Annotated in this window: 18 protein-coding genes; 14 read left to right on the top strand and 4 right to left on the bottom strand. The window is 73.3% G+C overall.

From position 1 onward, the window contains the following. Positions 1–200: 200 nt before the first annotated feature. Positions 201–662, bottom strand: a complete 462-nt coding sequence (locus tag G514_RS0107985; protein ID WP_028651323.1) for an iron chaperone — start codon at positions 660–662, stop codon at positions 201–203. Between the two features lie 80 nt (positions 663–742). Here G514_RS0107985 and G514_RS0107980 point away from each other — a divergent pair, with 80 nt between their 5' ends. The 9 genes from G514_RS0107980 to tsaD all read left to right on the top strand — a co-directional run bounded on the left by G514_RS0107980 (position 743) and on the right by tsaD (position 9,896). After that, the gene (locus G514_RS0107980; protein WP_028651322.1) at positions 743–2,116 is read left to right on the top strand and encodes an NAD(P)H-hydrate dehydratase; all 1,374 of its coding nucleotides are present in this window, start codon (positions 743–745) and stop codon (positions 2,114–2,116) included. Positions 2,117–2,136: 20 nt separating this feature from the next. Continuing rightward, positions 2,137–3,258 carry an alanine racemase gene (gene alr / locus G514_RS0107975; protein WP_028651321.1) on the top strand — a complete coding sequence of 374 codons (1,122 nt, stop codon included), beginning with the start codon at positions 2,137–2,139 and terminating at the stop codon, positions 3,256–3,258. Beyond that, on the top strand, positions 3,255–4,316 hold the full coding sequence (locus tag G514_RS0107970) for an alpha/beta fold hydrolase (RefSeq protein ID WP_036564046.1): 1,062 nt from the start codon (positions 3,255–3,257) through the stop codon (positions 4,314–4,316). Before alr ends, G514_RS0107970 begins: the two co-directional genes overlap by 4 nt. Continuing rightward, positions 4,313–5,233: a tRNA (adenosine(37)-N6)-threonylcarbamoyltransferase complex ATPase subunit type 1 TsaE gene (tsaE, locus tag G514_RS29755; RefSeq protein ID WP_245582134.1), complete on the top strand. Its 921-nt coding sequence runs from the start codon at positions 4,313–4,315 to the stop codon at positions 5,231–5,233. Before G514_RS0107970 ends, tsaE begins: the two co-directional genes overlap by 4 nt. A 73-nt stretch (positions 5,234–5,306) precedes the next feature. Beyond that, entirely contained in the window at positions 5,307–6,077 is a 771-nt protein-coding gene (locus G514_RS0107960; RefSeq protein WP_028651318.1) for a metallophosphoesterase, read from the top strand. Then, entirely contained in the window at positions 6,077–6,721 is a 645-nt protein-coding gene (gene tsaB, locus G514_RS0107955) for a tRNA (adenosine(37)-N6)-threonylcarbamoyltransferase complex dimerization subunit type 1 TsaB (protein ID WP_084151860.1), read from the top strand. The genes G514_RS0107960 and tsaB overlap by 1 nt, the downstream gene beginning before the upstream one ends. Next, complete coding sequence (locus G514_RS0107950) at positions 6,718–7,182, top strand: GNAT family N-acetyltransferase (RefSeq protein WP_028651316.1); 465 nt, start codon at positions 6,718–6,720, stop codon at positions 7,180–7,182. Before tsaB ends, G514_RS0107950 begins: the two co-directional genes overlap by 4 nt. A 439-nt stretch (positions 7,183–7,621) precedes the next feature. Next, positions 7,622–8,749: a glycoside hydrolase family 16 protein gene (locus G514_RS0107945; RefSeq protein WP_157544652.1), complete on the top strand. Its 1,128-nt coding sequence runs from the start codon at positions 7,622–7,624 to the stop codon at positions 8,747–8,749. Between the two features lie 103 nt (positions 8,750–8,852). Then, a complete protein-coding gene (gene tsaD / locus G514_RS0107940) occupies positions 8,853–9,896 on the top strand; it encodes a tRNA (adenosine(37)-N6)-threonylcarbamoyltransferase complex transferase subunit TsaD (RefSeq protein WP_211222081.1) in 1,044 nt (347 codons plus the stop codon). Between the two features lie 177 nt (positions 9,897–10,073). On the opposite strand, the gene G514_RS0107935 is transcribed toward tsaD, so the two are convergent. Both G514_RS0107935 and G514_RS25560 read right to left on the bottom strand, forming a co-directional pair. Next, positions 10,074–11,222: a WD40 repeat domain-containing protein gene (locus G514_RS0107935; protein ID WP_028651313.1), complete on the bottom strand. Its 1,149-nt coding sequence runs from the start codon at positions 11,220–11,222 to the stop codon at positions 10,074–10,076. Beyond that, entirely contained in the window at positions 11,219–11,746 is a 528-nt protein-coding gene (locus G514_RS25560) for a SigE family RNA polymerase sigma factor (protein ID WP_036564043.1), read from the bottom strand. Before G514_RS25560 ends, G514_RS0107935 begins: the two co-directional genes overlap by 4 nt. 169 nt (positions 11,747–11,915) lie before the next feature. On the opposite strand from G514_RS25560, the gene G514_RS0107925 reads away from it, so the two are divergent. Then, entirely contained in the window at positions 11,916–13,001 is a 1,086-nt protein-coding gene (locus G514_RS0107925; RefSeq protein ID WP_028651312.1) for an S-(hydroxymethyl)mycothiol dehydrogenase, read from the top strand. Then, complete coding sequence (locus tag G514_RS0107920) at positions 13,001–13,633, top strand: MBL fold metallo-hydrolase (RefSeq protein WP_028651311.1); 633 nt, start codon at positions 13,001–13,003, stop codon at positions 13,631–13,633. Before G514_RS0107925 ends, G514_RS0107920 begins: the two co-directional genes overlap by 1 nt. An 81-nt stretch (positions 13,634–13,714) precedes the next feature. Here the strand turns inward: G514_RS0107920 and G514_RS0107915 are convergent, their stop codons facing one another. After that, positions 13,715–14,884 (bottom strand): class I SAM-dependent methyltransferase, encoded by a 1,170-nt coding sequence (locus tag G514_RS0107915; RefSeq protein ID WP_028651310.1) that lies wholly within the window; start codon positions 14,882–14,884, stop codon positions 13,715–13,717. Positions 14,885–15,004: 120 nt separating this feature from the next. Here G514_RS0107915 and groES point away from each other — a divergent pair, with 120 nt between their 5' ends. From groES to G514_RS0107900, 3 genes are all read left to right on the top strand, one after another. Further along, positions 15,005–15,298, top strand: coding sequence for a co-chaperone GroES (gene groES / locus G514_RS0107910; protein ID WP_028651309.1), 294 nt, complete (start codon positions 15,005–15,007; stop codon positions 15,296–15,298). A gap of 89 nt (positions 15,299–15,387) precedes the next feature. Further along, a complete protein-coding gene (gene groL, locus G514_RS0107905) occupies positions 15,388–17,013 on the top strand; it encodes a chaperonin GroEL (protein WP_028651308.1) in 1,626 nt (541 codons plus the stop codon). A 306-nt stretch (positions 17,014–17,319) separates the two neighbouring features. Next, positions 17,320–18,537 (top strand): SGNH/GDSL hydrolase family protein, encoded by a 1,218-nt coding sequence (locus G514_RS0107900; RefSeq protein ID WP_028651307.1) that lies wholly within the window; start codon positions 17,320–17,322, stop codon positions 18,535–18,537. Positions 18,538–18,551 lie beyond the last annotated feature (14 nt).

The raw sequence follows: 18,551 nt of genomic DNA, 5'->3' as shown, positions 1-18,551 counted from the left end.
GGCTTCGAGGCTCGTCGCTAGCGCTCCTCGCACCTCAGCCACCGTCGGTGGCTGTCGTCGTACCGCACCACCGCCGTACCACCGCCGGACCGCAGCCATGCCGCCCCCAAGTGAGCAGGTGCCTTCGCTTCAGAGGTTTCGAGACGCTCGCTAGCGCGACCTCCTCAACCGACGGTGAGCCGACGACCGAAACGAGCACGTCAGCTCGCAGCCTGCTTCACCAGCTTGCTGAACAGCTTCTCGTCGGCGGCGGTCAGGCCGCTGACGGCGTAGCAGGTGGGCCAGGTGGTGCCGTCGTCGAGGTTGGCCTTGTCCTCGAAGCCGAAGGTCGCGTAGCGGCTGCCGAACTTCTCGGCGGGCTTGAAGTAGCAGACGACCTTGCCGTCCTTGGCGTAGGCGGGCATGCCGTACCAGGTCTTGGGGTCGAGGGTCGGGGCGGCGGTGGTGACGAGGGCGTGGATGCGCTCGGCCAGGCCGCGGTCGCCGTCGGGCATCGCCGCGATGGCCGCGAGGCAGGCCTCGGCCTCGTCGGCCTTCTTCGCGCCGCTGCGGCCGCTCGCGCGGAGCTCGTCGACGCGGGCCTTCATCGCGGCGCGCTCGGCTGCGGAGAAGCCGGAGTCGGAGGTGGTCTTGCTGGTGGTCTTCTTCGTCGTGGTCGCCATGGGCACCACGCTAGAGAGGTTGCGCGGTGGTGCCTTCTCGATTCCTGATCGATGTGCACGCCGCCCGCTAGCGTGAAGGCATGCTGCACGCGCACACGGTCGAGCAGGTCCGGGCAGCCGAGCGGGAGCTGATGGCGCGGCTGCCGGAGGGCGCGCTGATGCAGCGGGCGGCGGCCGGGCTGGCGGCGGCGGTCGTGGAGTTCCTCGGGTCGCTGTACGGACGGCGGGTGCTGCTGCTGGTCGGCTCGGGCGACAACGGCGGCGACGCGCTGTGGGCCGGCGCGATGCTCGCGCGGCGGGGCGTGCAGGTCGAGGCGTGGCTGCTCGGCGACTCGGCGCACGACGCCGGGAGGACGGCGCTCACCCGCGCGGGCGGCCGGGTCGTGAACGGACCGAGTCGGAGGCCGGAGGTGGTCGTCGACGGGATCGTCGGGATCGGTGGCCGCGGCGGGCTGCGCGACAACGCCGCCAGCGCGCTCAAGCTGCTGCACGGCGTGCCGGTCGTCGCGGTCGACACCCCGAGCGGTGTCGACGTCGACACCGGCGAGGTCGAGGGCGACCACGTCGAGGCGGCGCTGACCGTGACGTTCGGGACCCACAAGGCCTGTCACCTCGTCGACCCCGCGGCGCGCGCCTGCGGCGCGGTGCACCTCGTCGACCTCGGGCTCGACCTGCCCCGCGCGGAGCTCGAGGCGCTCCAGCCGGAGGACGTCGCCGCCCTCCTGCCCCGACCCACGACCGACGCGCAGAAGTACGCCCGCGGCGTGGTCGGCGTCCGCGCCGGCAGCGCGGAGTACGCCGGTGCGGCCCTGCTCAGCGTCGCCGGAGCGTCGTGCGGACTGGCGGGGATGGTCCGCTACGTCGGCGACGAGTCCGTCGCCGCCACGGTGAAGTCGCACCACCCCGAGGTCGTCGGCGGGGGCCGCGTGCAGGCCTGGGTCGTCGGCTCCGGCGGAGGAGAGGCGGCGGGCGCCGAGCTCGACGCCGCGCGCGCCGACGGCGTCCCCCTGGTGGTCGACGCGGACGCGCTCCGGCACGTCACCGGCCAGGTCGGCGACGCCGTGCTCACGCCGCACGCCGGAGAGCTCGCCGGCATGCTCGGCGCCGACCGGGAGGAGATCGAGGCGCGCCCGCTGCACTTCGCCCGAGAGGCGGCGCGGACGTACGACGCCACGGTCCTGCTCAAGGGGCGACGCACGGTGGTCGCCCGGCCCGACGGCCGCGCCCGCGTCAACACCACCGGCACGTCCTGGCTCGCCACCGCCGGCGCGGGCGACGTGCTCGGCGGCGTCGTCGGCGCGCTGCTCTCCGCAGGCCTCACGACGTACGACGCCGCGAGCGTCGGGGCCTGGCTGCACGGCGCCGCGGCCACGCTCGTCTCCGACGGGGGGCCGCTGGTGGCGAGCGAGGTCGCCCGGGCCGTGCCCGAGGTGGTGCGCGGACTCCTCGCCTGAGCGATGGGAGGATCGAGGCCATGACCGCCCGGGCCGAGATCGTCGTCGACCTCGCCGCGATCCGGCACAACGTGCGGGTGCTCAAGCAGCTGGTCGGGACGCAGTACATGGCGGTGGTGAAGGCCGACGCCTACGGCCACGGGCTCGTCGAGTCGGCGCGGGCGGCGCGCGAGGGCGGCGCGGACTGGCTCGGCGTCGCGACCATCGACGAGGCGCTCGCGCTCCGTGCGGCCGGCGACACCGGCCGGGTGCTCTGCTGGCTGACCGTGCCCGGCGACGACTGGGCCGCCGCGATCGAGCAGGACGTCGACGTGACGGTCTACTCCGAGGATGAGCTCGACGCGGTGCTCGCCACGGGCCCCCGTGCGCGCGTCCAGATCAAGGTCGACACGGGTCTGCACCGCGGCGGCGCGCCGCGTGCGGCCTGGCACGACCTGATCGCCTCCGCGGCGGACCACGACCGAGAGGGGCGGATCGACGTCACCGGCATCTGGTCGCACTTCTCCAGCAGCGACGAGCCCGACGACCCGGCCAACGACGCCCAGGAGGCGGCGTTCCAGGACGCGCTCGACGTGGCGGCCGGCGCCGGCCTCGAGCCCGAGGTCACCCACCTCGCCAACTCCGCCGCGGCGATCCTGCGCCCCAGCAGCCGGCGCGACCTGGTGCGCGTCGGCATCGCGACGTACGGCCTCGACCCGGCCCCCGGCCGGACGCCTGACCTCGGACTCCGCCCGGCGATGACCGCGCGCGCCACCCTCGCCATGGTCAAGAGGGTCGAGGCCGGCGGGGCCGTGTCCTACGGCCGCACCTGGACCGCCGACCACGAGACCACGCTCGGGCTGGTCCCGGCGGGCTACGGCGACGGGCTGCCGCGGGTCGGCGGGAACCGCGCCGAGGTGCAGGTCGCAGGCAGGCGTCGGCCGGTGCGCGGCCGGATCTGCATGGACCAGCTCGTCGTCGACCTCGGCGGCGACGACCCCGGCGCCGGGGCCGACGTCACGGTGTTCGGACCCGGCGACGGCGGCGAGCCGACCGCCCAGGACTGGGCCGAGGCGTGCGGCACGATCAGCTACGAGATCGTCACCCGCATCGGGGGCCGATTCGTCAGGCGCCACACCGACAGCGAGAGAATCGCAAGGTGAGCACCCGCTCGAAGATCCTCGGGGCCGCCGCCGGTGCGGTCGGCCTCGCCGCGGCCGGCGCGGCCATCGGCGTCCGCCGGCAGGCCCGCGCGATCGGCCGTCGCCGCGGTGACGCGACGCCGTTCGGGACCCTGCGCTCGCGGCCGGTCACGGTCGTGGCCGACGACGGCGTGCCGCTGCACGTCGAGGTCGACGAGCTCGACCCCGGGCTCCGCCAGCGGACGAGCCCGCTCACCGTCGTCTTCTGCCACGGTTACGCGCTCAACCTCGACTGCTGGCACTTCCAGCGCGCGGCCTACCGCGGCCTGGTCCGCGCCGTCTACTACGACCAGCGCTCGCACGGCCGGTCGGGTCGCGCACCCGACGGCCACGCCACCATCGACCAGCTCGGCCACGACCTCGCGACGGTCCTCGAGCACGTCGTGCCGGACGGCCCGGTCGTGCTGGTCGGTCACTCGATGGGCGGCATGACGATCGTCGCGCTCGCCGAGCAGCACCCCGAGCTCTTCGGCGACCGCGTCGTGGGCGTCGGCCTGATCTCGACGACGGCGGGCGGCCTCGACCCGAGCCGGCTCCTGCTGCCGATGCTCCCCGCCAAGCTCGGCGGCCAGCTGACCCACCGCACGGTCCGCACGCTCGCACGGGGGCACCGCACCGTCGACGGCGCCCGGAGGATCGGCCGGTCCGTGGCGCGAGTGGCCACCGACCTGTTCGCGTTCGGCGACGAGGTGCCAGCGGCGTACGTCGACTTCGTGGACCGCATGCTGTCGCAGACGCCGTTCGAGGTCGTGGCGGAGTTCTTCCCGAGCTTCCACGCGCTCGACAAGTTCGACGCGGTCGAGGTGCTCGGGCGGGTGCCGACCGCGATCATCTGCGGCACCGACGACAAGCTCACCTCGATCGGCCACAGCCGCAAGCTGCACCAGCGCGTGCCCGGCTCGACCCTCCTCGAGTGCGACGGCGCCGGCCACATGGTCATCCTCGAGCGGCACGGCCAGGTCAACGCGGCCCTCGACCAGCTGCTCTCGGCGGCCGCAGAGCGAGTGGGCCAGCCGTGACCGGCTCCGGAGGCGTGGTCGAGGTCAAGCCGGTCGGCGCGGGCGACGCGGAGGTCGTGCACGCCGTCGTGCAGGCGGCGTTCGGCGCGCGCCCGCCCCTCGACCCGCCGGCCGCCGCCCTCGCCGAGACCCCCGCGCAGCTCGAGCAGCGGCTGGCCGGGCACGGCGGGCTCCTGGCCCGCGTCGACGGCGTCCCGGCGGGAGCGCTCGTGCTCGACCCGGTCGGCAGCACGATGTACCTGCGCCGCTTCGGTGTCGTCCCCGACCTCCAGGGGCACGGCGTCGCCGCCGCCCTGATCGACGCCGCGGTCGACGCCGCGGTGGGCTACGACGACCTCACGGTCGTGGCCCGCGAGGAGCTGCCGGAGACCATCCGGTTCTGGGAGCGCCAGGGCTTCCGCGAGATCCGCCGCGACCCGCCGAACGTCGGGCTGCGCCGCCCGCTCCGCACCGCCGTCTACCGCGCGCCCGACGCCGACGCCATGCGCGCCCTCGGCCGCTCCGTCGCGGGTCAGCTGGCGCCCGGCGACCTGATCGTCCTGACCGGTTCGCTCGGCGCGGGCAAGACGACGTTCACGCAGGGGCTCGGGGCCGGGCTGGGCGTCCGCGGGGCGGTGACCTCACCGACGTTCGTCATCGCCCGCGTGCACCCGAGCGAGGTGGGCGGGCCGGCGCTGGTCCACGTCGACGCCTACCGCATCGGAGGCATCGACGAGCTCGACGACCTCGACCTCGACACCTCGCTCGACGAGGCGGTCACGGTCGTCGAGTGGGGCGAGGGGCTGGCCGAGGGTCTCTCGGAGTCGCGGTTGGAGATCGCCCTCGTGCGTGGCGACGACGACACTGAGGAGCGCCGCGTCGAGATCACGCCGGTCGGCCCCCGCTGGCACGCGTTCTCCTTCAGGGGGCTCGGGTGATCACCCCACGACAGCGCGCGAGGGACGCGCTCCGCGCGGACGCGGCGCGCTTCCGCGCGGACCCCGAGACGCCATGACCATCGTCGTCGCCCACGTGAGCGACACCCACTTCGGCGGCCCGCCCGACGCGCGGCGGCGCGCCGAGGCGGTGCTCGACCACCTGCTCGCGCTCGACCCGGCGCCAGACGTGCTGCTCGTCTCCGGAGACGTCGCCGACCACGGCCTCCCCGAGGAGTACGCCGAGGCGCGGGCCGTGCTCGACCGGTGGCCCGGCCCGCGGCTCGTCGGCACCGGCAACCACGACGTCCGCGAGCCGTTCGCGCGCGGCCTGCTCGACGTCGAGCTCGCCCCCGGACCGCTGGTGCAGGTGCTCGAGGCCGCCGACTTCCGGATCCTGATGCTCGACTCGCTCGTGCCCGCCCGCGACGGCACGCGGATCGACCACGGCGAGCTCTCGGCCGACCAGCTGGCCTGGCTCGACGAGCAGCTGGGCTCCGACGACCGCCCGGTCCTCCTCTCGCTGCACCACCCGCCCGCCGATCTCGGCCTCGGGCTGATGGCGCCGATCCTGCTGAAGGACCCGGAGCCGCTGGAGCTCGTGGTCATGCAGCACTCCCACGTGGTCGCCACCCTCGTCGGCCACGCCCACACCGCGTGCGCGACGACGTTCGCCGGCCGTCCCCTGCTCGTCGGCGGTGGCTGCGCGTCGACGGTCCCGCTTGACGCCGAGCCCTACCCGGTCGTGTGGGAGGCCGGGCCGCCGACGCTGGCGTTCCACCTGCTCCACGACGACGGCCGGCTCACGACCCACTGGCGCGCGCTGCCGTGGGGAGGCGAGGCCTGATGCTCCTCGCCTTCGACACCGCCACCCCGCTCGTCACCGTCGCGCTGCACGACGGCGCTGACGTGGTGCTGGAGCTGGTCTCCGAGCGGCCGCTCCAGCACGGCGAGCAGCTCGCCCCGCTGATCGACCGCGCCCTGCACGAGACCGGGCTGGTGCGCCAGGACGTCACCGCGATCGGTGTCGGCGTCGGCCCCGGCCCGTTCACCGGCCTCCGCGTCGGGCTGGTCACCGCACGCACCCTCGGCCACGTCCTCGAGATCCCGGTCTACGGCGTCTGCACCCTCGACGTGCTGGCGGTGGAGGCCGCCGACACCGGCGCGGTCGACGGTCACGACGAGTTCGTGGTCGCGACCGACGCCCGGCGCAAGGAGGTCTACCTCGCGACGTACGACGGAGCCGGCGCGCGCCTCGACGGCCCCGACGTGGCCAAGCCGGCCGACGTCGCCACCTCGGCCCCGGTGGTCGGGGAGGGCGCCGTGCTCTACCCCGACGCATTCCCGCACGCCGCCGGGCCGAGGCTGCCCAGCGCGGGCTGGCTGGCGCGCGTGATCACCGAGGAGCGGGCCGAGCTCCACGACCCGGAGCCGCTCTACCTGCGCCGGCCCGACGCCGCCGCGCCCGGGACGCCCAAGCGGGTCTCGTGAGGGTGCGCCCGGCGACCGAGGCGGACGTCGAGGTCGTCGCCGCCTCCGAGACCGCCAACCTCGGCGCCGACGCCTGGTCGCCCGGCCTGGTCGCCGAGGGCCTCGCCGGACGGCTGCCGACGGTGCACTACCTCGTGGCCGAGGGCGACGACGGTGTTGTCGGGCACGCCGTCGCGAGCCTGGCCGGCGACGTCGCGGAGCTCCAGCGGATCGCCGTGACCGCGACGAGGCGCAGGTCGGGCGTCGCGACCGCCCTGCTCGACGAGGTGCTCGCGCTCGCGGCGACCGGCGGCGCCGACCGCGTCCTGCTCGAGGTCCGCGAGGACAACGCGGGCGCGTTCGCGTTCTACGCCGCGCGCGGCTTCGTCGAGGTCGACCGCCGGCGCCGCTACTACCGCGACGGCGCCACCGCGGTGGTGCTGCGACGGTCGCTCGGCCGGGGCTGCGGCGCGGCGTCCTAGGTCCCGTGCGAGGCGCGGATACCCCGACCCGTACGACATCGGCCATGCCCATTACCCGGTGATGACTACGCCCGTGCCCGTGCGCGTGGTCCCTGCAGGCCAACCGCGGGCCAAACCCGCCAGTAGGGGTCGTCCTCGGCCGTTCCGGCACCCAGACTCGTCCGTGCGGAGCCCCGTGCGGCAGACGCGTGTGACCGAGGAGTCACACGGCGCCGGCGGAGCGGCTTCCGATCTCGGAGGATCTCGGATGGTGCGGTTCACCCCTGGCCGGCTCGAGCGCGCGCGCTGGTCTGTACCGGGCCTAGTGCCTTCGGCCCATGCTGCGGCGAATCGCTCACGGCCCGCGCGCGCCGGCCGAAGCATTGGTCAACAGGGGTCCAGCCACCCCCGACGAGCCGCCGTGATGGCGGCCGCGGGCTGGACCGGGAGGAACACCACGATGCGCAAGCTCATCGGTGTCGCCGTGGCCTGCCTGCTCGGCGGCCTGCTGGTCGGTACCACGGCGTACGCCGCCCCCGCGGAGCGGGGTCAGCGGGGTCACGGCCTGGTCCTGGACCGCCCGGCCACCAGGCCCGACTCGGCGACGCTGACCGGCCGCGCGGCCGGCCACCGCGACGTCGTCCTCCAGAAGCGCCGGCACGGCGCGTGGCGCGACGTCCGCGTCCTGCGCGTCCGCGACGGCCGCTACCGGACCGAGGTCGGCCGCAGCGGCCACGACCAGCGGTTCCGCACCCGGGCCGGCCACCACACCAGCCGGGCCCGCACGGTCGCCGCGAAGGTGAAGACCCCCAGCGACGGGTGCGGCGCCCAGCCGCGCAAGGCGGACGGGTCCTACTGGAGCTGCACGTTCGTCGACGACTTCAACGGCACCACCCTCAACCGGACCAAGTGGGTGCCCCAGACGATCTTCTCGACCGGCGACGCGCTCAGCGGCTACGCCTGCTACGACGACGACAAGTCGGTCGTGTCGGTCGGCGGCGGCACGCTCAACCTGTCGGTCCGCAAGAACGCCACCGCGCTGCCGTGCGCCAACGGCCTCCCGCCCACCCCCTACCGCGCGGGCATGGTGTCGACCTACCACCTCTTCAGCCAGCAGTACGGCCGCTTCGAGGCAAGGTTCAAGACCACGGCGACCACCGCGCCCGGGCTCCAGGAGTCGTGGTGGCTCTGGCCCGACGACCGCGACCCGCTGGCGCAGCTGCTCTGGCCGCTGAACGGCGAGATCGACATCGCCGAGACCTACTCGGTCTACCCCGACCTCGGGATCCCGTTCCTGCACTACGGCGAGAGCGACAACGGCGGCCCGATCCCGGGCACGAACACGTCGTGGAGCTGCGCGGCCCCGCGCGGCGTCTTCAACACCTACACGCTGGAGTGGACCGCGTCGCGGCTCGAGGTGCTGATCAACGGGCACACCTGCCTGGTCAACACCTCCGGCGACAGCGCGTTCCGCAAGCACTACATCCTCAACCTCACCCAGGCGCTGGGCACCGGCGCCGACGCCATGACCGCCGCGACCAAGGTGCCCGCGGTGATGAACGTCGACTACGTCAAGGTCTGGAAGTAGCCCCACCCCGGGCAGTTCGCGGTGTGCCGCGGACGAGGGGACGACTAGGCCATGGCCTACGTGTGCGCCTGGCAGTGATCGCCCCTCTTGCAGAATGGGCAGCGTGAGCGAACCCCTCGTCCTCGGCATCGAGACGTCGTGCGACGAGACCGGCGTCGGCATCGTGCGCGGCCACACGCTGCTCGCCGACGCGATCGCCAGCAGCGTCGAGGAGCACGCCCGCTTCGGCGGCGTCGTGCCCGAGGTGGCGAGCCGGGCCCACCTCGAGGCGATGGTGCCGACCCTCGACCGCGCCTGCGAGACGGCGGGCGTGCGGCTCTCCGACGTCGACGCGATCGCGGTGACGTCCGGCCCCGGGCTGGCCGGGGCGCTCCTCGTCGGCGTCGCGGCCGCCAAGGCGCTCGCGGTCGGCCTCGGCAAGCCGCTCTACGGCGTCAACCACCTCGCCTCGCACGTCGCGGTCGACCAGCTCGAGCACGGGCCGCTGCCCGACCCCTGCCTCGCCCTGCTGGTGAGCGGTGGCCACTCCTCGCTGCTGCGCGTGGAGGACGTGACGACCACCGTCGAGCCGCTCGGCGCGACCATCGACGACGCGGCGGGCGAGGCCTTCGACAAGGTGGCGCGGCTGCTCGGCCTGCCGTTCCCCGGGGGGCCGCACATCGACCGCGCCGCGGCGTCGGGCAGCTCGGTGGCCATCGACTTCCCGCGCGGGCTGACCAGCCGCCGCGACCTCGAGCGGCACCGCTTCGACTTCTCGTTCTCCGGGCTCAAGACGGCGGTCGCGCGGTGGGTCGAGGCGCGGGAGCGGTCCGGCGAGCCGGTCCCCGTGGCCGACGTCGCGGCGTCGTTCCAGGAGGCGGTCTGCGACGTGCTGGTCCGCAAGGCGCTCGACGCGGCGACCACCACCGGCATCACCGACCTGCTGATCGGCGGCGGCGTCGCCGCCAACTCTCGGTTGCGAGCGATGGCCGAGTCGCGGGCCGCCGAGGTCGGCGTGCGCGTGCGGGTGCCCCGACCGGGACTCTGCACCGACAACGGCGCCATGGTGGCCGCGCTCGGCTCGGAGATGGTCGCGCGCGGGCGGACGCCGTCCTCCCTCGACCTGCCGGCCGACAGCAGCCAGCCGGTCACCAGCGTGCTGGTCTGACCGGTCGCTCCCTGCGAGGCACGCCGCGGAGTCCCATGCCCGGCTCCCCCCAAGCCATCACCCGCCACGGAACAGCGGATGCGCCTGCGCCGGACCCCGACGACGTGCCTGCGCACGGTCGGTTCCCGGCCGCGTCGCCCGGAAAACGTCTGCCGCCGGCCTCTCGGTCCCGACAGCTCACTCCGACAGCAGGAACGGCGACCACATCTCGGCGTTCGGACCGTCGACGGGTCCGACCAGCGTCTCGGGCTCGCCACCGTCGATCGGCACCCGCAGGAGGGTCCAGTCGGGCGTCGCGCCGAGGCCGACGGTGACGACCAGCAGGTGCGACTCGTCGGCCCAGGTCGCGCCCTTGACGACGCGCTTGCCGGGCGGCTCGAAGACGGTCACCTGCTGGAGGTCCTGGTCGTAGACCTCGACCTGACCGAACATCGCGTTGTCACCCCGCATGCCGAGCAGGTGGTGCCCGTCGGGTGCGAAGCGCAGGCCGGACGTCTCGCAGCTGCGCGCCAGGACCTGGCCGGTCTCGGCCTCGTAGATGCCCGAGCACCCGAACTGCTCGTCGTCACCCGGCTGGAACCCGACCGCCCACCGCTCGCCGTCCGGGCTCACGTCGGTGATCCGCATCGGCTCGCTGGTCTCCAGGTCGGCCCCCGGCTCGGAACGCCGCTCGAGCCGGGTGGTGGTGGTCGAGAAGTCCCCACCGAGCACCGTGCAGCCGTCGTGCGCGCAGTCGGAGCCGAAGACGGCGTCGACGCTGCCGGAGGACTCGCCGGGCAGCGGGATGCCCCAGTCGTAGGTGGTGGGCTCGGGCACGCCGCTCTCCAGCACCACCACCCGGAGGTTGTCGTCGACCCACGCGGCCAGGGTGTCGTCGGCGCTCATCGTGATCGCGTTGCTGTCGACCCGGTAGCGGGCGATGCGCTCTCCGGTCGGCGCGAAGACCTGGACCCCGTAGGGGCGTGAGGTGGCAGCCACGATGCGTCCGTCGGCGAGCACGCCGAGCTGGGTGACGTCCTCGTTGGCGAGGCCGACCTCGACGGCGCGCCCGTCGGGGAGGTCGACCTGGCCGTCGTGCAGGACGGCCGGACTCACGGCAGGTGGGGGCGGCGCCGGCACCGGCTCCTGGCTGCGCGGTGAGCCGCCGAGCAGCGTGGGTGCCACCAGCACGGCGGCCACGACCGCGGCTGCGGCCCCGGAGGCCGCCACCCGCCGGTGCCGTCGGATCCGGTGCGCCGAGGCGCGGACGTCCTCGAACCGCAGGTGCGCGGGGTGCACGCCGTCGGCGTGGCGCGCCAGCTCGCGGACCAGGATCTCCTCGCTCATCGCTCCTCCTCCCTGCCGGGCCGCAACGACTCCGGTGTGCGTTCCCGCAGCGCCGCCATGGCCCGCGAGTTCTGGGACTTGACCGTCCCGACCGAGACGCCGAGGACCTCGGCGGTCTCGGCCTCGGTCAGCTGCTCGTAGTAGCGCAGCACCACGACCGCTCGGGCGCGGCGGGGGAGCGTCTGGACGATCCGCCACACCTCGTCGCCCACGCCCTCGTCGTACTCGTCGCGGATGGGTGTGCCGGCCGGCGCGCCCTCCGCCGAGAAGTCGGTCACCCGCTCGCGCCGCCGCCACGGCCGCCGCCACGCGGAGTTGTTCTCGTTGACCATGATCCGGCGCGCGTAGCCGTCGATGGAGCCGCGGTCGCGCACCTTGTCCCAGGCCAGGTAGAGCTTCGCCATCGAGGTCTGGAGGAGGTCCTCGGCCTGGTTCTGGTCCCCGGTCAGCAGGTAGGCGGTGCGCAGCAGCCGGCCCTGCCGGGCCTCGAGGTACGCCGTGAAGTCGGCGTCCCGGTCCGTCATCCCCACTCCCGTCGTCGCCCGAGCGGCCACCGTCGCTGGTTCGATCATGGTCGTCCTCGCACACGCCAAGGACGCGGCCGCGCGGCCGATGGTTGTCATCCCCCTGCCGCGCGCCCGGGTCGATGCGGTTGGCTGGTCCCACCAGTCACGCGAGGGAGAGGCGGGAGCCATGCAGCAGGTCAAGGCCGTGGTCGCGAAGGCCAAGGGCGCGCCGGTCGAGCTGGTGACGATCAACGTGCCGGACCCCGGCCCGGGCGAGGCGGTGGTGAAGGTGCAGGCCTGCGGGGTCTGCCACACCGACCTCCACTACCGCGAGGGCGGGATCAACGACGACTTCCCGTTCCTGCTCGGTCACGAGGCGGCCGGGGTGGTCGAGGCGGTCGGGCCCGACGTGACCGGGCTCGAGCCGGGCGACTTCGTGGTCCTCAACTGGCGGGCGGTGTGCGGCAGCTGCCGCGCCTGCGACCGCGGCGAGCCGTGGTACTGCTTCGCGACGTTCAACGCGACCCAGAGGATGACGCTGGAGGATGGCACCGAGCTGTCTCCCGCGCTGGGCATCGGGGCGTTCGCCGAGAAGACGCTCGTCGCCGCCGGGCAGTGCACCAAGGTCGACCCCTCGGCGCGGCCGGCCGCGGTCGGGCTCCTCGGCTGCGGCGTGATGGCGGGCATCGGCGCCGCGATCAACACCGGTGGCGTCACCCGCGGAAAGTCGGTCGCCGTGATCGGCTGCGGCGGCGTCGGTGTGGCGGCCGTCGCGGGCTCGGCGCTCGCGGGCGCCTCGACGATCATCGCGGTCGACATCGACGCCAAGAAGCTCGAGGCCGCGAAGCGGATGGGCGCGACCCACACCGTCGACTCCTCGTCGACCGACCCCGTCGCCGCGATCCAGGAGCTGACCGGCGGCTTCGGCGCCGACGTCGTGATCGAGGCCGTGGGCCGGCCCGAGACCTGGCAGCAGGCGTTCTACGCGCGCGACCTCGCGGGCACCGTGGTGCTGGTCGGCGTACCGACGCCGGACATGAAGGTCCCCGACCTGCCGCTCATCGACGTCTTCGGCCGGGGCGGCTCGCTGAAGTCGAGCTGGTACGGCGACTGCCTGCCCAGCCGCGACTTCCCGATGCTGGTCGACCTCTACCAGCAGGGCCGGCTCGACCTCGACGCCTTCGTCAGCGAGGAGGTCGGCATCGGCGACGTCGAGGCGGCGTTCGCGAAGATGCACGAGGGCGGCGTGCTGCGCTCGGTCGTCGTCCTCTGATGGCCGGCCGGCTGCGGGTCGACCACGCCGTCTCGTCGGGCACCTTCTCGCTCGACGGGGAGACCTTCGACGTCGACAACAACATCTGGGTGGTCGGTGACGACGACGAGTGCGTCGTCATCGACGCGCCACACTCGGTCGACGACATCCTGGCGGTCGTCGCCGGGCGCCGGGTGAAGGCGATCCTGCTCACCCACGCCCACGACGACCACTGCCGGGTCGCGCCGGCGCTGCGCGAGGCGGTCAACGACGGCGGCGGCGCCCCGATCTTCCTGCACCCCGACGACCGTCCGCTGTGGGAGCTCGTCCACACCGACCACCTCTGGGACCTCGACCTGCCCGACGGGTGGGAGCTCTCGGTCGCAGGCACCACGGTGCGCACGCTCCACACGCCGGGCCACGCGCCTGGCGCCTGCTGCTTCCTCGTCGAGGACCTCGGCTGCGTCTTCACCGGTGACACGCTCTTCCACGGCGGCCCCGGCGCCACCGGCCGCTCCTACTCCGACCGGCCGCTGCTCGAGTCGTCGATCCGCACCAAGCTGTTCGGCCTCCCCGACGACACCGTCGTCCACACCGGCCACGGCGACGACACCACCATCGGCGCCGAGCGCGAGGCCTCCGCCTCCTGGTGACCCGCCGAGTCGGCGTTGCTGCTGACGAGTAACACGCCGACTCGGCGGCAGGAGGCGGCACTTCTTGCGACGAGTGGGCGGTCAGAAGGGGCGGACGAGCAGGCAGGTGCCCTGGCCGGCGACGCGGGTGAGCACGATCGTGGCCTCGTTGTCGCCGGTGAGGGCGAGCCTCTTGCGCAGCTGGTCGGGTACGACGTCGACGCCGCGCTTCTTGATCGTCAGCCGGCCGATGCCGCGCTCGTGCAGCGCGGCGCGCAGCGGCTTCTCGCGGTGGGGGAGCGTCTCGAGGACCTCGTAGGAGCGCGCGAACGGCGTGCGGAACGACGAGTCCGCGGTGACGTAGGCGATGTGGCGGTCGAGCAGCCCGCCCTGGACGCCCGCGGCCACCGCCGTGACCAGCCCCGCGCGGATGACCGCACCGTCGGGCTCGTAGAGGTAGCGGCCCAGGGGCACCACGTCGGCGCCGGGGTCGTCCTCCTCGGTCAGCGTCGCCAGTCCGCCGTCGCGGATCACCGTGGCCCGGCGCGCGACGGTGGCGAGCCGGCCGCCCCAGAGCGCCGCCTCCTTCACCTCCCCGTGGTCGCTCACCCACTCCGCCTCGACCCCCGCCGGCACAACGTCGTGGGGGATCCCCGGCGCGGTCTTCACGCAGGCGTCGCGCTCCAGCAGCGTCTCCGCGAACGACCACGGCGGCGTCCACGCCTCGAGCGAGAACGTCCGGCCCCGGCCGGTGCGGCGCGCCGGGTCGGCGAAGGCCACGTCGAACGGCGCTACGTCCACCTCGAGCGCGTCCGCGACGCCGACCGCGCCGGGCAGGTCCAGCGCCGCGAGGTTGGCGGTGGCCACCGCCACCCGCACCGGGTCGAGGTCGACGCCGGCGCACGTGAGCCCGGCGCGCGCGAACGCGACCAGGTCGCCCCCGATGCCGCAGCCGAGGTCGATGACCGTCGAGGCGTCGTACGCCGTGAGGCGGGCCGCCCGGTGGGTGGCCACGGAGAGCCGGGTCGCCTGCTCGAGCCCCTCGGGCGTGAACAGCATCGAGGCGGCGAGCGCCCCGAACTTCGCGGCCGCACGCTCGCGCAGCCCGGCCTGGGTGAGCGCGACCGCCAGCAGGTCGGGCGCCGTGCCGGGGCAGGCGCGCTCGAGGGCGGCGCGGGCGCGCAGCGGGTCCGGCTCGTCGAGGCTCGCGGCCCGGTCGAGCACGCGGCGGCCGTCCTCGGTCTGCAGCCAGTGCACGGACGCGACGTCCACGGGGCCACCCTCTCTGGCACTCCATCGATGAGAGTGCTAGTTTCGGTGCTGGCACTCTCCGGGTGAGTGTGCCAGCCCAGTTCTTGCAACCACCGCAGCATGAAAGTGGAGGTCGACACAGTGTCGGTCAACATCAAGCCCCTCGAGGACCGCATCGTCGTCAAGCCCCTCGACGCCGAGCAGACCACGGCCTCCGGCCTGGTCATCCCGGACACCGCCAAGGAGAAGCCCCAGGAGGGCGAGGTCCTCGCGATCGGTCCCGGTCGCGTCGACGACAACGGCAACCGCGTCCCGCTCGACGTCGCGATCGGCGACAAGGTCATCTACAGCAAGTACGGCGGCACCGAGGTGAAGTACGGCGGCGACGAGCTGCTGATCCTCTCGGCCCGCGACGTGCTCGCCGTCGTGTCCTGATCCAGGTCACCCCTGTCTGACGGGTCGTACCGAGACCGCACTCGCGCGCTCTCGGTACGACCCGACGTACGTTCCACCGAAGGAGAACCATGCCCAAGATCCTCGAGTTCGACGAGCACGCCCGCCGGGCGCTGGAGCGCGGCGTCGACAAGCTGGCCGACACCGTCAAGGTGACCCTCGGCCCGCGCGGCCGCTACGTCGTCCTGGACAAGAAGTGGGGCGCCCCGACCATCACCAATGACGGTGTCACCGTCGCGCGTGAGATCGAGCTCGACGACCCCTTCGAGAACCTCGGCGCCCAGCTGACCAAGGAGGTCGCCACCAAGACCAACGACATCGCGGGTGACGGCACCACCACCGCGACGGTCCTGGCGCAGGCGATGGTCCACGAGGGCCTGCGCGCGGTCGCGGCCGGCGCCAACCCGATGGGCCTCAAGCGCGGCATGGACGCCGCCGCCCAGGCGGTCAGCGACGAGCTGCTCAAGTCGGCCCGCGAGGTCGAGGCCAAGGAGGACATGGCGTCGGTCGCCACGATCTCCAGCCGCGACGAGGTCATCGGCGGGCTGCTCGCCGACGCCTTCGACAAGGTCGGCAAGGACGGCGTGATCACCGTCGAGGAGTCCAACACCATGGGCACCGAGCTGGAGTTCACCGAGGGGATGCAGTTCGACAAGGGCTACATCTCGCAGTACTTCGTCACCGACGCCGAGCGCATGGAGACGGTCCTCGAGGACCCCTACATCCTCCTGCACCAGGGCAAGATCTCGGCCGTCGCCGAGCTGCTCCCGCTGCTCGAGAAGGTCATCCAGTCCGGCAAGCCGCTGTTCATCCTCGCCGAGGACGTCGAGGGCGAGGCGCTCTCGACGCTGGTCGTCAACAAGATCCGCGGCACCTTCAACGCCGCCGCGGTGAAGAGCCCGGCGTTCGGTGACCGCCGCAAGGCGATGATGCAGGACATCGCGACGCTGACCGGCGGCCAGATCGTGGCTCCCGAGGTCGGCCTCAAGCTCGACCAGGTCGGTCTCGACGTGCTCGGCCAGGCCCGACGCGTGGTGATCACCAAGGACAACACCACGATCGTCGACGGCGCGGGCGACTCCTCCGAGGTCGCCGGCCGGGTCAGCCAGATCAAGGCCGAGATCGAGAACACCGACTCCGACTGGGACCGCGAGAAGCTCCAGGAGCGCCTCGCCAAGCTCGCCGGCGGCGTGTGCGTCATCAAGGTCGGCGCGGCCACCGAGGTGGAGCTCAAGGAGAAGAAGCACCGCATCGAGGACGCCGTCTCGGCGACCCGCGCGGCCATCGAGGAGGGCATCGTCGCCGGCGGCGGTTCGGCCCTCATCCACGCCGCGTCCGTGCTCACCGACGGCCTCGGCCTCACCGGTGACGAGGCCGCCGGCGTCCGCGTCGTCCGTCTCGCCCTCGACGAGCCGCTGCGCTGGATCGCTGAGAACGGCGGCGCCAACGGCTACGTCGTCACCACCAAGGTCCGCGAGCTCGGCGTCGGCAACGGCTACAACGCCGCGACCGAGGAGTACGGCGACCTGGTCGCCCAGGGCGTGCTCGACCCGGTGAAGGTCACGCGGTCCGCGCTGGTCAACGCCAGCTCGATCGCCGGCATGCTGCTGACGACCGAGACGCTGGTCGTCGACAAGCCGGAGGACGACGAGCCCGAGGCGGCCGGTCACGGCCACGGGCACGGCCACGGCCACTGAGCTCGCGTAGCGAGCGAAGGTCGAGGAAGCCTCGCGGCTGAGGGACGAAGCCGCGACAGGCGCCGAGACCACTGAACGCGAGGCTGGGACGCAACCGAGCAGGTTGCGTCCCAGCCTCTTCTTGCGTGGTTTCGAGACGCTCCCAGCTCCAGGTGTCGCACACGCAATGAGGGCCTCCTCAACCAGCGGTGGTGGCGCTCCACAAGCAGCGCAGATTGGGGCTACCCATGAGTAGCGGACGGCGCTAGGTTCTCCCCGGCGGGGAGGGAGACCCACGTCACACTCGCACTCTCGGAAGGCACGCCCGTGCATCGATCCCGTCCGTCCGCCGTCCTCGGCGTCCTCGCCGTCCTCGCCTCGCTGCTCACCCTCGGTCTCGTCGGCGCCCCGGCGGCGCACGCCGACGGCCCAGGCGTGGGCTCGCCGTGGGTGGTCAGCCTCGGCGACTCCTACATCTCCGGCGAGGCGGGTCGGTGGGCCGGCTCGTCCAACAGCAGCTCGGCGCGCGCCGACGCGCTGGGCGGCTCGGCCTACTACGACAACGCGAGCGGCACCGGCGAGACGATCAACCGCTGCCACCGCAGCAAGTCGGCGGAGATCTACCTCGGCGGCGGCGTCAACGGCCTGAACCTCGCCTGCTCCGGCGCCACCACGTCGACCAGCACCGGCAGCAACTTCAAGCCGGGCCTCGACTTCTACAACAGCGGCGGCCAGCAGGGGCAGGCCCTCATGCTGCAGGGCTTCGCGAGCAGCCACAACGTCACCATGGTCGCGGTCTCGATCGGCGGCAACGACTTCAAGTTCGCCGACATCGTCACTCAGTGCGTGGCCGACTTCCTCGCCTCGCCGACGTGGTGGAAGGACTACTGCCAGGACGACTCCTCGGTGACCAGGAACTTCACGGCGGCCAACGTCGCCACGGTCAAGACGCGCATCGCCACGGCGCTGCAGAACGTGCGGACCGCGATGCGCAACGCCGGCTACAGCGACGGCGCCTGGACGATGCTGGTGCAGACCTATCCCTCGCCGATCCCCAACGGCAGCGGCTTCCGCTACTCCGAGAGCGGCTACACCCGGCAGAGCACGGGCGGCTGCGGCTTCTGGAACAGCGACGCCAACTGGGCCAACGGCACCGCCCTCCCGACGATCAACAACACCGTGACCGGCGCGATCAGCCAGGCCGGGATCACCAACGCGAAGGTGCTCAACCTGTCCTCGGCCCTCGACGGACGGCGCCTGTGCGAGTCCGGCGTCGGTCTCTACGAGGAGGTCGGGATCCCCTCGTGGACCAGCCTCGACGCCGTCAACAGGACCGAGTGGGTCAACCAGATCCGGACCGTGTCGACGTGCTGCTCGGGCAGCCCCTACTACATCCAGGAGGGCCTGCACCCGAACTACTGGGCACAGCTCGCGTTCCGCTCCTGCGTGCGCCAGGCCTACAACGGCGGTACGCCGCGCGGCGGCACCTGCACGCGGTCGGGCAACGGCCTCGTCAACGGCGAGCCCGCGATGACGCTGTCGTAGCCGGGGACAGGAGT

The organism is Nocardioides halotolerans DSM 19273, assembly GCF_000422805.1.
Lineage (GTDB): Bacteria > Actinomycetota > Actinomycetes > Propionibacteriales > Nocardioidaceae > Nocardioides > Nocardioides halotolerans.
This window is presented reverse-complemented; position numbering and strand designations above follow the sequence as displayed.

Excerpts from the sequence above, each read along its gene's own strand:
- G514_RS0107985 (WP_028651323.1), bottom strand. The coding sequence starts at position 662 with ATGGCGACCACGACGAAGAAGACCACCAGCAAGACCACCTCCGACTCC.
- G514_RS0107980 (WP_028651322.1), top strand. The coding sequence starts at position 743 with ATGCTGCACGCGCACACGGTCGAGCAGGTCCGGGCAGCCGAGCGGGAG.
- alr (WP_028651321.1), top strand. The coding sequence starts at position 2,137 with ATGACCGCCCGGGCCGAGATCGTCGTCGACCTCGCCGCGATCCGGCAC.
- G514_RS0107960 (WP_028651318.1), top strand. The coding sequence starts at position 5,307 with ATGACCATCGTCGTCGCCCACGTGAGCGACACCCACTTCGGCGGCCCG.
- tsaB (WP_084151860.1), top strand. The coding sequence starts at position 6,077 with ATGCTCCTCGCCTTCGACACCGCCACCCCGCTCGTCACCGTCGCGCTG.
- G514_RS0107945 (WP_157544652.1), top strand. The coding sequence starts at position 7,622 with ATGCGCAAGCTCATCGGTGTCGCCGTGGCCTGCCTGCTCGGCGGCCTG.
- G514_RS0107935 (WP_028651313.1), bottom strand. The coding sequence starts at position 11,222 with ATGAGCGAGGAGATCCTGGTCCGCGAGCTGGCGCGCCACGCCGACGGC.
- G514_RS25560 (WP_036564043.1), bottom strand. The coding sequence starts at position 11,746 with ATGACGGACCGGGACGCCGACTTCACGGCGTACCTCGAGGCCCGGCAG.
- G514_RS0107925 (WP_028651312.1), top strand. The coding sequence starts at position 11,916 with ATGCAGCAGGTCAAGGCCGTGGTCGCGAAGGCCAAGGGCGCGCCGGTC.
- G514_RS0107920 (WP_028651311.1), top strand. The coding sequence starts at position 13,001 with ATGGCCGGCCGGCTGCGGGTCGACCACGCCGTCTCGTCGGGCACCTTC.
- groL (WP_028651308.1), top strand. The coding sequence starts at position 15,388 with ATGCCCAAGATCCTCGAGTTCGACGAGCACGCCCGCCGGGCGCTGGAG.